Source organism: Burkholderia sp. 9775_39 (genome assembly GCF_015712225.1).
Taxonomy (GTDB): Bacteria; Pseudomonadota; Gammaproteobacteria; order Burkholderiales; family Burkholderiaceae; genus Burkholderia; species Burkholderia cenocepacia.
Genome location: NZ_JACCQC010000014.1, coordinates 83337 through 96509, shown reverse-complemented (window position 1 = coordinate 96509; position 13173 = coordinate 83337). Strand labels below are relative to the sequence as shown.

Below are 13173 nucleotides of genomic sequence, written 5' to 3'. Positions count from 1 at the left end.
CCGGCATGGCCGGCCCGGGGTGCCCTTTCTTCCTTTCGGTGTGATGCTTACTGCGGCAGCCCGTGACGCGTCTTGTAGTCGAGCGCGTACGCGATCTTGCCGGGCTTGTCGGCCGTGATCGGCTGGCGCAGCTTGTCGAATTCCCCCTTGCTGTATTTCTTCCCGCCGTTGATCGCATCGGCGCGCCCGAGGTCGGCGCCCGTCTTGCCGTCGATCACGGGGTCGGTGGCCGCGACCATCCGCGTCGATGCGTTCCAGACCGCATTCAGGTAGCCGGTGTCGGCCTTCGCCGGGTCGGGATCGGTCGTGCCGCCGCGCGTGAGGTCGTAGCTCGCCAGCGCGAACGTGCCGGGCTGCGCGCGCAGCCAGTCGGCCCAGTAGAACTCGAGGTAGTCGGTTGCTTGTGCGGGCTTGCTGTAGCCGATGTCGCGCGTGAAATAAACGAGCGAGCGGTAGCGGTCGTTCGTCATCCCGAGTGTCAGGCCGAGGCCGGTCGGCAGTTGCGCGGTCGTGATCGGCTTGCCTTCGCCGTTCTTCAGGCGCAGGTAGCCGCGGCTTTGCATCTGCTGCCAGAACGCGTCGCCCGAGTAGTCGCTGAGGTTGTCCTTGACGACGACGTGCACGTGCAGCGCCGGGCCGCCGTCGGGCGTCTCGTAATAGGTCGACAGGCCGTGGTGGCCGTCGGTCAGGTACAGCGCGTCGCCGTTCGGGCCGATCACGACGGGGTTCAGCACCGAGCGGTCGCGGGCGTTCGCGTCGGTCGTTGCGCACGTGTAGCTGGCCGGCTCGCGCAGCGACGATCGGGCCGTGTAGCCGCTTGATGCGACGCCGCCGAGGCCTTCATCCGCGCAGAAGTCGTCGAACTTCTTGTCGGGCTGCAGTTCGTAGCGGCCGAGCTTGTAGTAGATCTGGTCGTAGCCGATCGCACCCTGCGTCGGATGGAGATCGCCGAGCGTGACGTCGATCAGGTCGCCGGCGCGGGCCGCCTTCCACTTGCCCGGTGGCGGGGTGGTCGTGGCGGGCGGCGTGGGAGCCGGCGTCGTCGTGCCGCCGGATGGCGGTTGTGCGTCCGTGCGTGCGACGGAGACGACATCATCGCCGCCGCACGCGGCGAGGGCGAAGAGGGTGGACAGGCTGGCGGCAAGGGCGAAACGGATCGGCAGGCGTGGCATCGCGGGCATCGGGTGTCGGTAGCGGGTGGCGGGACACCGCGCGGGCCGCGGGCATGCGTGACAGGCAGGACGTGCGACCGTGCGCGGGTGCAAGCCCGTCAGCTTGTCACAGGTATTTGACGGTAAATTGAAATGATCCGAACAAGCGGATCGTCAGGCTGGCGGAGTGTCGTCGGACGGGGTGGCCGTCGCGCGGCGGCGCGCACGCTTCGACGCGCCGTTGACGAGCGCCCAGCGCAGCACGGGGGCGACCGCGCGGATGCCGGGCCGGACCACCGCACGCCGCAACGGCGCGAACGTCGACACGCCGAGCATGCGCTGCGCCCACGGCGGCAGCAGGTCGATCCCGGCATGCATCACCAGCGACGCGGCAGGCCGCAGCGCGGGCCTCGCGACCGGCACGTTCAGCAGGATCGACATCACGTCGAAGGTACGCGGCCCGGCTTCGAGTTCGGGCAGCATGCGCGCGAGATAGGCCGCCACCTCGGCGCGTGAACGAGGGACCTCATCGGCGCCGAGCAGCTCGGCGATCAGTGCCGTCTCCGCGTAGTAGCGGTCCTGCAGTTCGCCCGGCAGCGCCGGATTCACGTAACGCAGATGCGCGGCGAGGAAGCTCGACACTTCCGCGACGTGCACCCAGGTCAGCAACGCGGGATCGTCGGCGCGGTACGGCCGGCCATCCGGCGCGCTGCCCGTGACGCGCGCATGGATCGCTTTCACGCGCTCGATCAGCGCGAGCGCGTCCGCGCGGCTGCCGAACGTCGTCCCCGTGATGAACGTGGCGGTGCGCCGCAAGCGGCCGAAGATGTCGGTGCGGAACGACGAATGATCCCAGACGCCCGCGAGCGCGAGCGGGTGGAGCGCCTGCAGCAGCAACGCGGCGATGCCGCCCGTCATCATCGACGTGAAATCGGCATGCACGCGCCAGCAGACGGCGTCGGGGCCGAACAGCCCCGGGTCTCCGGGCGGAGAGGAGAGATCGATCGACGGGCCACCGCCGCCGGCCGTCAGGTGCGTGATGCCGGCCACGAGCCGCTTGCGGATCGGCTCGGCCCAGCGCGGGCCCGGCGCGGGCGCGGTGGGGTGGCGGCTGGGCGGCGTCGTCATGGCGGTGCGGCTCGGGCGACGGATTACTTCCCGTCGGGGGTATCCCACTCGTCGCGTTCGGGGCGGCGCGCGTCGGGTACCGACAGCCCGAAGTGGCGATACGTGAGCAGCGTCGCGACGCGCCCGCGCGGCGTGCGCTGCAGGAAGCCCTGCTGGATCAGGTACGGTTCGAGCACGTCCTCGATCGTGTCGCGCTCCTCGCCGATCGCCGCCGCGAGGTTGTCGATGCCGACCGGGCCGCCATCGAACTTGTACAGGATCGCTTCCAGCAGCTTGCGGTCCATCAGGTCGAAGCCGACCGGATCGACGTCGAGCATCGCGAGCGCGGCGTCGGCAACCGCCGCGGTGATCTGGCCGTCGGCCTTCACTTCCGCGAAGTCGCGCACGCGGCGCAGCAGCCGGTTCGCGATCCGCGGCGTGCCGCGCGAGCGTTTCGCGATTTCCAGCGCGCCGTTCGGATCGATCTGCGCATTCAGCAGCGACGCCGAGCGCCGTACGATGCGCGACAGTTGATCGGCGTCGTAGAACTCGAGGCGCGCGACGATCCCGAAACGATCGCGCAGCGGGTTGGTGAGCATCCCCGCGCGGGTGGTCGCGCCGACCAGCGTGAACGGCTGCAGGTCGAGCTTCACGCTGCGCGCGGCCGGGCCTTCGCCGATCATGATGTCGATCTGGTAATCCTCGAGCGCCGGATACAGGATTTCCTCGACGACCGGCGACAACCGGTGGATTTCGTCGATGAACAGCACGTCGTTCGCTTCGAGGTTCGTCAGCAGCGCGGCGAGATCGCCCGCGCGCTCGAGCACGGGGCCCGACGTCTGGCGCAGGTTCACGCCCATCTCGCGCGCGATGATGTGTGCGAGCGTCGTCTTGCCGAGACCCGGCGGCCCGAACAGCAGCACGTGGTCGAGCGGCTCGGAGCGGCGCTTCGCGGCTTCGATGAAGATCTCGAGCTGGCCGCGCACCTTTTCCTGGCCGACGTAGTCGTCGAGCTGGCGCGGTCGCAACGCACGTTCGAACACCTCCTCGTGCGACGAGGCAGGTGTGGCGGCGATGATCCGCTGCTCGGTGGCGAGTTTGTCGGTTTCAATCATGCGGCCATTGTACCGCGCGACGCAGCCCGGGCCACCTGGCCGAACGGCCGACTGGCGAGCGCCGCGCGGCGGCGCGACACTGGCTTCGACGGCCGGATCGAGCGCGCGTTACGCCTTCGACAATGCCTTCAGCGCGAGCTTGATGCCTTCGGACACGCCGGTGCCGGCCGGTACGTTCTTGATCGCGGCAAGGCCTTCCTTCTCGGAGTAGCCGAGCGCCAGCAGTGCGTTGAGGATGTCGGTCGCGTGGTCGGACGGCGACGCGGCGCCGGCGAGCGCGCCGAGGTCGGCGCCGAGCTTGCCCTTCAGTTCGAGCAGCAGGCGCTCGGCGGTCTTCTTGCCGATGCCGGGCAGGCGCGTGAGGCGGGCGGCGTCCTGCATCGTCACGGCCTGCGCGAGTTCCTGCACGCTCATGCCGGACAGCACGGCGAGCGCCATGCGCGCGCCGATGCCGGTGATCTTCAGCAGTTCGCGGAAGGTCGTGCGCTCCTGCTGCGTCAGGAAGCCGTACAGCAGGTGCGCGTCCTCGCGGACGATCTGCTGCGTGAGCAGCACGACGCGTTCGCCCGTTTGCGGCAGGTTGTAGAAGGTGCTCATCGGCACGTCGATTTCGTAGCCGACGCCGTTGCAGTCGACGAGCAGATGAGGCGGGTTCTTTTCGAGCAGGATGCCGGCGATGCGACCGATCATGGAGGACGGGATGCGAGGAAGAAAGCGCGAGTGTAGCGCACGCGCGGCGCAATGCCGATGGGCGCGGCCGTCAGGCCGAAGCGGCGCGGGTCGCGCGCATGGCGGGCGCGGGCAAACCGGGCAAGGCGGCCAATGCAGTCGAGCCGACGTGCCGGGCCGCGGTGTGCAGCGGCGTCAGCCGACCAGTCTGCCGCGCCGCACCCGCAGCCCTTTCTGCGCGAGCGCCGGCGCGAGGCCGCCCAGCGTGCTGAGCGTGTTGCCGCCGTGCGCATGGCAGATCGCCATGCCGAGCGCGTCGGCCGCGTCGGAGCCGGGCTGGCCGGACAGGTTGAGCAGCCGTGTGACCATTTCCTGCATCTGCGTCTTGGTCGCACGGCCGTAGCCGACCACGGCCTGCTTGAGCTGCAGCGCCGTGTATTCGGCGACCGGCAGGCCACCCGCGACGAGGCCGCAGATCGCGGCGCCGCGCGCCTGGCCGAGCAGCAGCGTCGACTGCGGGTTCACGTTGACGAACACCTTTTCGATCGCGGCCTGGTCGGGCGCGTGTTCGCGCACGATCGTCGACACGCCCTGGAAGATCGTGCCGAGCCGGGTGGCCAGGTCGGCCGTCGGCGTGCGGATCACACCGCTCGTGACATAGGCGAGCCGGTGGCCGCTGACGTCGATGACGCCGAAGCCGGTGACGCGCAGGCCGGGGTCGATGCCGAGAATTCGCATGAGTGAGGAGAGTGGCGTGATGCAGCGATACTACAACGAATGGTGCGGCCAACCGGTCGCCCGGTCGTGCGCGAAGGCGTCGCGCAATAAAAAACCCGGCGGGGATGATGCCGCCGGGTTCCGGTGCAGCGGCCGCGCGGGCCGCGTGCGGCGATCAGTGACGGAAGTGGCGCACGCCCGTCAGGATCATCGCGATGTTGTGCTCGTCGGCTGCCGCGATCACTTCGTCGTCGCGCATCGAGCCGCCCGGCTGGATCACGCAGGTCGCGCCGGCCGCCACGACGACGTCGAGGCCGTCGCGGAACGGGAAGAACGCATCCGACGCGACGGCCGAGCCGGTCAGCGTCAGGCCGGCGTTCTGCGCCTTGATGCTCGCGATGCGGGCGGAATCGACGCGGCTCATCTGGCCGGCGCCGACGCCGAGCGTCATGCCATTGCCGCAGAACACGATCGCGTTCGACTTCACGTACTTCGCGACGCGCCATGCGAACAGCAGGTCGTCCATTTCCTTCGGCGTCGGGTGCCGCTTCGTGACGACGCGCAGCTCGTGCGGCTGCACGTTCTTCGAATCGAGCGACTGCACGAGCAGGCCGCCGCCGACGCGCTTCAGGTCGAATGCGTTATGGCCGTCGCCCAGCGCGATTTCGAGCAGGCGCACGTTCTGCTTCGCGGCGAACACCTGCTTCGCGGCGTCGGAGAACGACGGGGCGATCAGCACTTCGACGAACTGCTTCGCAACGGCTTGCGCGGCCGCTTCGTCGACTTCGCGGTTGAACGCGATGATGCCGCCGAATGCCGAGGTCGGGTCGGTCTGGAAGGCCTTCGCGTACGCGTCGGCCGAGTCGTTGCCGACCGCGACGCCGCACGGGTTCGCATGCTTGATGATCACGCAGGCCGGCGCGTCGAACGTCTTCACGCATTCCCACGCCGCGTCCGAATCCGCGATGTTGTTGTACGACAGTTCCTTGCCCTGCAACTGGCGGTAGTTCGCCAGCGCGCCGGCCGGCGCCGCGAGGTCGCGGTAGAACGCCGCGCTCTGGTGCGGGTTCTCGCCGTAGCGCAGGTCCTGAACCTTGTCGAACGCCAGGTTCAGCGTGGCCGGGTACGCGCTGCGCGATGCGTGCTTCAGCTCGTCGGTCAGGCTCGTCAGGTAGTTCGTGATCGCGCCGTCGTATTGCGCGGTGTGCGCGAACACCTTCGTCGCGAGGCGGAAGTTGGTCGGGTAGCCGACCGTATTGCCGTTCGCCTTCATTTCATCGAGCACGACCGCGTAGTCGGCCGGATCGACGACGACCGTCACGTCGCGGTGGTTCTTCGCGGCCGAGCGCAGCATCGTCGGGCCGCCGATGTCGATGTTCTCGATCGCGTCGGCGAGCGTGCAGTCGTCCTTCGCGATCGTCGCGACGAACGGATACAGGTTCACGACGAGCAGGTCGATCGTCGGGATGCCGTGCTGTTCGAGCGCCTGCATGTGCTCGGGCAGGTCGCGGCGCGCGAGGATGCCGCCGTGCACCTTCGGGTGGAGCGTCTTCACGCGCCCATCGAGCATTTCCGGGAAGCCCGTGTAATCGGCCACTTCGGTCACGGGCAGGCCCGCGTCGGCGAGGAGTTTCGCGGTGCCGCCCGTCGACAGCAGCTTGACGCCGAGGTCGGACAGCGACTTCGCGAAGTCGACGATGCCGGTCTTGTCGGAAACGGAAATGAGCGCTTGCTTGATCATGATGGAACCACCAATAGCCAGGGAAACGGGGACGGGACGGCCGCCTACAGCAGGCCGTGCTGCTGCAGCTTCTTGCGCAGCGTATTGCGATTGATGCCGAGGTACTCCGCGGCAAGCGACTGGTTGCCGCCGGCCTGTACGAGCACGACCTCGAGCATCGGCTTTTCGACGCAGGACATCACCATTTCATAGACGTCGTGCGGATTGGAGCCGTCTAGATCCCGGAAATACACGTCCAGGCTCTCGCGGACACATTGTTCGATGTTGTGCTTGCTCATGCTGCTAACTGGTTATGGTCGTCCGACTCGCCCTGGCCGTTTTCCTCTTCGTCGTCGACGTAGACGAGGTGGTCCGACAGCGCCTTTTGCGCCTCGAAGAATGCATTGACGGCGGCGAGTTGCTCGCGGGTGGAATCGAGCGTGTTCATTCGGTGCCGGAACCCGTTGGCACCGGAAAGGCCGCGAGTGTACCAGCCGATGTGCTTGCGCGCAGTACGGACGCCGGTGAATTCGCCATAGAAAGCGTAGTGGTCTTCCAGGTGTTCGTTCATCACGTGCTGGATCTCGTCGATCCGCGGCGGGGGCAGCAGCTCGCCGGTTTGCAGGAAATGATCGATTTCGCGGAACAGCCACGGCCGGCCTTGCGCGGCGCGACCGATCATCAGCGCGTCGGCGCCGGTTGCATCGAGCACGGCCTTCGCCTTGGCGGGCGACGTGATGTCGCCGTTCGCGACGACCGGAATCCGCACGGCCGCCTTCACGGCCGCGATCGTGTCGTACTCGGCGTCGCCCCGGTACAGGTCGGCGCGCGTGCGGCCGTGCACGGTCAGCATCGAGATGCCGGCCGCCTCGGCCAGGCGCGCGACCGTGATCGCGTTCTTGTGCTCGCGGTCCCAGCCGGTGCGGATCTTCAACGTGACGGGCACCGCATCGGGCCCGGTACCGACCGCCGCGACGACCGCCTCGACGATCCGCTGCACGAGCGGCTCGTTCTGCAGCAGCGCGGAGCCGGCCGCGACGTTGCAGACCTTCTTCGCCGGGCAGCCCATGTTGATGTCGATGATCTGCGCGCCGTTGTCGACGTTGTAGCGGGCCGCTTCGGCCATCATCGCCGGATCGGCGCCGGCGATCTGCACCGCGATCGGCTCGACTTCGCCTTCGTGGTTCGCGCGCCGCATCGTCTTCGCGCTTTTCCACAGCTGCGCGTTCGACGCGACCATCTCGGACACGGCGTAACCGGCCCCCAGCCGTTTGCACAGCTGGCGGAACGGACGATCCGTCACCCCGGCCATCGGGGCGACGAACAGGTTGTTACGCAATACGTGAGGGCCGATAACGGGCATCGCAATGGCGCCGCCCGCGGCACGCGCGGGCAGGGGAAGGGAAGACGGAAAACGGGCATTTTACCGTATTCCCATGCCCCGCCGATTTGACCCGGTTTGCCTGGAGAGGCGGTGCGGCGCGCCGCGTGTCAGTTGCGCTGGCCGAACATCATCTGGCGTGCGATCGCCTTCTTGAGCGGCGGCACGAATTCGAGCGCGGTGAGCGCCGCGCCACGCAGCAGCGGCAGCGGGCCCGCATCGATCGTGAACAGGCGCGCCAGCGTGTCGGTCGCGCCGATCGTGAAGCGCCGGTCGAGCGCGCGGCGCGCGTTGAAGGTCGCGAGCGCGGTCGCTTCGAAGCCTTGTGCGGACAGTGTGTCGACGAGCGTGTGTGCATCGCGCAGGCCGAGGTTGAGCCCCTGGCCTGCCACCGGATGCAGCGTTTGCGCGGCATTGCCGACGATCGCGATGCGGCCGTTGACGAGCGTCTGCGCGGCGTTCAGGCCGAGCGGGAACGACGCGCGCCCGGCGATCGCGACGAATTCGCCCATGCGTTCGCCGAACACGCTGCCGAGCTCGCGCAGGAATGCATCGTCGGGCAGCGCGGCCCGTCGCGCCGCTTCGTCGGGCGTACAGCACCAGACGAGCGAGTAGTCGGCCTGACGCGGCCCGCCCAGCGGCAGCAGTGCGAGCGGGCCTTCGTGCGTGAAGCGTTCCCACGCGACGTTCGGGCGCGGCGCCGATACCGTGACCGTGCCGACGAGCGCGGTCTGGCCGTAGTCGCGGCGATGCTTGCCCGTATCGGCCTGCTGCTGGTGGAACAGCCCGCCTTCGGCGTTGATGACGATGCGCGCACGCAGCGTGCGTTCGCCTTGCGGGCCGTCGAGCGTCAGCGTGACGCCGTCGGCATCCTGCTGCGGCGTGTGCGCGGTGGTCGACGTGAGCCAGTCGACGCGCATGCCGCGTACGGCGCCCGCGAGCGCCTGCACGATCGAGCCGTAGCGCACCACGTAGCCGAGCGCCGCGAGCGCGTGTTCGTCGCGGTCGATCAGCGTGCGGCCGAAATGGCCGCGCTGCGACACGTGGATATGTTCGATCGGCGTGGCGTCGGCGGGCCATGCGAGCGTATCGAGCAGCACGCGGCTGCCGTGCGACACGGCGATCGCGCGCGGGTCGTTCGCGCTCGCGGCCGGTTCGCGCGCATCGATCAGCGCGATCGACGCGTGCTGCGTCGCGCTGCGGCGGGCGAGCCAGCCGGCGAGCGCGAGCCCGACGGGGCCCGCGCCGACGATGGCGAGGTCGTAGTCCGGCGTGGCCGGGGAGGAAGCGGTCGTCATCTTGATTCGTGAAACGGAGGGTACGGTCGGCGGCCGGTCATGCGTCCGCGCGCATCAGCGCCTCGATCTCGTCGGCCGCGACCGGCACGCCGCGCGTGATCAGTTCGCAGCCGTGTTCGCGCACGATCGCGTCGTCCTCGATGCGGATGCCGATGTTCCAGTACTCGGGCGGCACGTCGTCGGCCGCGCGCACATACAGGCCGGGCTCGACGGTGAGCGTCATGCCGGGCTTCAGCGTGCGCCACGGCAGCGCGCCGTTGGCGTCGCGCGCGGCGAGCCGCTCGCGGTAGTCGCCGCAATCGTGCACGTCCATGCCGAGCCAGTGGCCGGTGCGGTGCATGTAGAAGCGCGTGTACGCACGCTCGGCGATCACGTCGTCGACGTTCGAGAAGCGCGTTTTCGGGATGATGCCGGTGTCGAGCAGCCCCTGGGCGAGCACGCGTACGGCCGCGTCGTGCGGCGCCTCGAACGGCACGCCCGCGCGCGTCGCGTCGATCGCGGCCTGCTGCGCGGCGAGCACGATGTCGTACAGCGTGCGCTGCGCGGGCGAGAAGCGCCCGTTCGCCGGGAACGTGCGGGTGATGTCGGATGCATAGCCGTCGAGTTCGCAGGCGGCGTCGATCAGGATCAGGTCGCCGTCCCGCGCGGCCGCGTTGCCGGCCGGGTAGTGCAGCACGCACGCGTTCGCGCCGGCCGCGACGATCGAGCCGTACGCGGGCGCCTGCGCGCCGTGCTTGCGGAACAGGTACAGCAGCTCGGCCTCGAGCTCGTATTCGCGGATGCCGGGGCGGCACACCTGCATCGCGCGGCGATGCGCGAGCGCGGAGATGTGCGCGGCGCGCATCATGATCGCGAGTTCGTGTTCGTCCTTCACGAGCCGCATGTCGTCGAGCAGCGGCGTGAGATCGAGCAGCGCGTCCGGCGCGGCGACGCCCGCGCGTGCCTGCGCGCGCACCGCGTCGAGCCAGCCGGCGAGCTGGCGCTCGAAGTCGGCCGATGCGCCGAACCGGTAGTGGACGGTGCCCGCATCGGCGAGCAGGCGCGGCATCTCGGTGTCGATCACGTCGACCGCGAACGCCACGTCGAAGCCGAACGCGTCGCGCGCGGCCTCGGGCCCGTAGTGGAAGCCTTCCCAGATCTCGCGGTCGACGTTCTTGGCGCGGCAGAACAGGATCGATTCCGGCGCGCCGTGCGGCGCGGCCGCGTTCAGCACGAGCACGGCATCCGGCTCGGTGAAGCCCGTCAGGTAATGGAAGTAGCTGTCGAACCGGTACGGGTAGGCCGTATCGCGGTTGCGCAGCATTTCCGGCGCGGTGGGGACGATGGCGACGCCGCCGCCCGCGGCACGCAGTGCGGCAAGCACGCGTTCACGGCGCTGGCGGTAGACGTCGACGGCGATGGCGGTATCGAGGGGCGCGTTCATTCGTGCGATTGTAGCGCCGCGTGACGCCGTGCGTGAGAGTGGGGCCGGAAGCCGCACCGACTGGGCCCGCGCGGCCGCTGTTGCAAACCATCCACAGGCCGGACGGGCGATTTTCTACCCGGCTGCACCGGCCGGTTATGATCGACGACAACGTATACTCTCGGCGGTTCCCTTAAAAAGGCAGATGATGAAATTAATCGGTTCGCTCAGCAGCCCGTACGTCCGAAAGGCGCGGATCGTGCTTGCTGAAAAGAAGATCGACTACAAGCTGGAGCTCGAGAACGTGTGGGCGCCGGAGACGGATATTCATGCTTCGAATCCGCTCGGCAAGGTCCCGTGCCTCGTGATGGAGGATGGTGCCGCGGTGTTCGATTCCCGCGTGATCTGCGAATACGTCGATACGCTGTCGCCGGTCGGCAAGCTGATTCCGCCGTCGGGCCGCGAGCGCGTGGAAGTGCGCTGCTGGGAAGCACTGGGCGACGGCGTGCTCGACGCGGCGGTCGCGATCCGTCTCGAACACACGCTGCGCGAAGAAGGGCAGCGCAGCCCAAGCTGGATCGCGCGCCAGCAACGCAAGATCGACGATGCGCTCGTCGCGATGTCGCAGGGGCTCGGCGGCAAGACGTGGTGCGTCGGTAATCATTACACGCTCGCCGACATCGCACTCGGCTGCGCGCTCGGCTACCTCGACTTCCGGATGCCCGAGCTTAACTGGCGCGATCGCCACCCGAACCTCGACAAGCACTTCGTGAAGCTGCAGCAGCGACCGTCGTTCGCCGATACGCTGCCGCAGAACTGAGCCGCGGCCCGGCCCGCGCGCATTCGGCAGACGAAAGAAAAGCGCCCCGCGGGGCGCTTTTCTTTTTGTCGCGTGGGCCGCCGCAGCGGAGCGGCCGCGCGCGTCACTCGATCGATGCGTACACGGCTTCGCCGAGCGTGAACGAATCGCTGCGCGCGATCGGCCACCACTTGTCGTACAGCGAGAAGCCGCAGGTCTGGCCGTCGAGCAGCGCACCGGGCTTCAGGTACTTCAGCAGTTGCGACATCAATCGCACCTCGTGCGGCGCGACCCGCTGCACGATGTGATGCGCGCGCAGCTCGGACGGATGGGCGAGTCCGGCCGCCTGCACGAGTTCCTGCAGCGCATGCAGCGTGTTGCGGTGGAAGTTGTACACGCGCTCGGCCTTGTCGGGCACGACGAGCGCGCGCTGGCGCACCGGGTCCTGCGTCGCGACGCCGGTCGGGCAGCGGTCGGTGTGGCAGTGCTGCGCCTGGATGCAGCCGACCGCGAACATGAAGCCGCGCGCCGAGTTCACCCAGTCCGCGCCGATCGCGAGCGTGCGCGCGATGTCGAACGCGGTGATGATCTTGCCGCTCGCGCCGAGCTTCACGCGATCGCGCACGCCGATTCCGACGAGCGTGTTGTGCACGAGCAGCAGCCCTTCCTGCAGCGGCACGCCGACGTGGTCGGTGAATTCGAGCGGCGCCGCGCCGGTGCCGCCTTCCGCGCCGTCGACGACGATGAAGTCGGGCACGATGCCGGTTTCGAGCATCGCCTTGGCGATCCCGAAGAATTCCCACGGATGGCCGATGCACAGCTTGAAGCCGGTCGGCTTGCCGCCGGACAGCGTGCGCAGCCGCTCGACGAATTCGAGCAGTCCGCGCGGCGTCGAGAATTCCGAATGCGTCGCGGGCGAGATGCAGTCCTTGCCCATCGGCACGCCGCGCGTCTCGGCGATCTCGGGCGTGATCTTCGCGGCCGGCAGCACGCCGCCGTGACCGGGCTTCGCGCCCTGCGACAGCTTCACCTCGATCATCTTGACCTGCGGATCGGCGGCCTGCTTCGCGAACTTGTCCGGATTGAACGTGCCGTCGTCGTTGCGGCAGCCGAAGTAGCCGGACGCGATTTCCCAGATGATGTCGCCGCCGTGCTCGCGGTGGTACTTCGACAGCGAGCCTTCGCCGGTGTCGTGCGCGAAGCCGCCTTTCTTCGCGCCGAGGTTCAGCGAGCGGATCGCGTTCGCGGACAGCGAGCCGAAGCTCATCGCCGAGATGTTGAAGATCGAAATGTCGTACGGTTGCGCGCGACTCGCGCCGACGCGGATGCGGAAATCGTGGTTCGGCAGCTTCGTCGGCGCGAGCGAATGGCTGATCCATTCGTGCGCGACGGCCTTCACGTTCAGCTCGGTGCCGTACGGGCGGTTGTCGGCGACGTTCTTCGCGCGCTGGTAGACGAGGCTGCGCTGCGCACGCGAGAACGGTTTCTCGTCGGTGTCGTCCTCGACGAAGTACTGGCGGATTTCAGGTCGGATGAATTCGAACAGGAAGCGGAAGTGGCCCCAGAGCGGGTAGTTCCGCAGGATCGCGTGGCGGTCCTGGTTCAGGTCGTACAGGCCGAGCGCGACGAGGGCGACGGGGAGGATGATCCACAGCCACGAAAGCACGTGGATCGACGCGAGTGCGGCCGCGGCGATGAGCAGCAGGACAGCACACCACATCGCGAGGTAGCGTCTTGAAAGCATGGGGACTCCGTAAGAATCTTGAAATACCGCCATGCGTACGCTGCGCGGCGGCGCGCCGGCCGCGGCGGAA

The 13173-nt window shown here is 68.5% G+C and carries 12 protein-coding genes; 1 reads left to right on the top strand and 11 read right to left on the bottom strand.

All coding sequences use genetic code 11. The features are described 5' to 3' along the window. Positions 1 to 47: 47 nt before the first annotated feature. From H0X90_RS19915 to H0X90_RS19870, 10 genes are all read right to left on the bottom strand, one after another. Complete coding sequence (locus H0X90_RS19915; protein WP_102898911.1) at positions 48 to 1172, bottom strand: ParB/Srx family N-terminal domain-containing protein; 1125 nt, start codon at positions 1170 to 1172, stop codon at positions 48 to 50. 153 nt (positions 1173 to 1325) lie between these two features. After that, positions 1326 to 2279: an oxygenase MpaB family protein gene (locus H0X90_RS19910; protein ID WP_006497524.1), complete on the bottom strand. Its 954-nt coding sequence runs from the start codon at positions 2277 to 2279 to the stop codon at positions 1326 to 1328. Positions 2280 to 2302: 23 nt separating this feature from the next. Then, complete coding sequence (gene ruvB, locus H0X90_RS19905; RefSeq protein WP_006483430.1) at positions 2303 to 3373, bottom strand: Holliday junction branch migration DNA helicase RuvB; 1071 nt, start codon at positions 3371 to 3373, stop codon at positions 2303 to 2305. A 108-nt stretch (positions 3374 to 3481) separates the two neighbouring features. Further along, on the bottom strand, positions 3482 to 4063 hold the full coding sequence (gene ruvA / locus H0X90_RS19900; RefSeq protein ID WP_006483429.1) for a Holliday junction branch migration protein RuvA: 582 nt from the start codon (positions 4061 to 4063) through the stop codon (positions 3482 to 3484). A 174-nt stretch (positions 4064 to 4237) separates the two neighbouring features. Further along, entirely contained in the window at positions 4238 to 4780 is a 543-nt protein-coding gene (gene ruvC / locus H0X90_RS19895; protein ID WP_006476894.1) for a crossover junction endodeoxyribonuclease RuvC, read from the bottom strand. Positions 4781 to 4934: 154 nt separating this feature from the next. Then, positions 4935 to 6500, bottom strand: a complete 1566-nt coding sequence (gene purH, locus H0X90_RS19890) for a bifunctional phosphoribosylaminoimidazolecarboxamide formyltransferase/IMP cyclohydrolase (protein ID WP_006483450.1) — start codon at positions 6498 to 6500, stop codon at positions 4935 to 4937. Between the two features lie 44 nt (positions 6501 to 6544). Beyond that, complete coding sequence (locus H0X90_RS19885; protein WP_006476892.1) at positions 6545 to 6778, bottom strand: Fis family transcriptional regulator; 234 nt, start codon at positions 6776 to 6778, stop codon at positions 6545 to 6547. Further along, positions 6775 to 7842 carry a tRNA dihydrouridine synthase DusB gene (dusB, locus tag H0X90_RS19880; protein ID WP_006497523.1) on the bottom strand — a complete coding sequence of 356 codons (1068 nt, stop codon included), beginning with the start codon at positions 7840 to 7842 and terminating at the stop codon, positions 6775 to 6777. Before dusB ends, H0X90_RS19885 begins: the two co-directional genes overlap by 4 nt. 128 nt (positions 7843 to 7970) lie before the next feature. Then, on the bottom strand, positions 7971 to 9158 hold the full coding sequence (locus H0X90_RS19875; protein WP_077189450.1) for a UbiH/UbiF/VisC/COQ6 family ubiquinone biosynthesis hydroxylase: 1188 nt from the start codon (positions 9156 to 9158) through the stop codon (positions 7971 to 7973). Positions 9159 to 9195: 37 nt separating this feature from the next. Continuing rightward, a complete protein-coding gene (locus H0X90_RS19870; RefSeq protein ID WP_062884112.1) occupies positions 9196 to 10581 on the bottom strand; it encodes an aminopeptidase P N-terminal domain-containing protein in 1386 nt (461 codons plus the stop codon). A 184-nt stretch (positions 10582 to 10765) separates the two neighbouring features. On the opposite strand from H0X90_RS19870, the gene H0X90_RS19865 reads away from it, so the two are divergent. Further along, positions 10766 to 11380 carry a glutathione S-transferase family protein gene (locus tag H0X90_RS19865; RefSeq protein ID WP_034178360.1) on the top strand — a complete coding sequence of 205 codons (615 nt, stop codon included), beginning with the start codon at positions 10766 to 10768 and terminating at the stop codon, positions 11378 to 11380. Between the two features lie 103 nt (positions 11381 to 11483). On the opposite strand, the gene H0X90_RS19860 is transcribed toward H0X90_RS19865, so the two are convergent. Further along, positions 11484 to 13103, bottom strand: a complete 1620-nt coding sequence (locus H0X90_RS19860; RefSeq protein WP_006483441.1) for an FMN-binding glutamate synthase family protein — start codon at positions 13101 to 13103, stop codon at positions 11484 to 11486. Positions 13104 to 13173 lie beyond the last annotated feature (70 nt).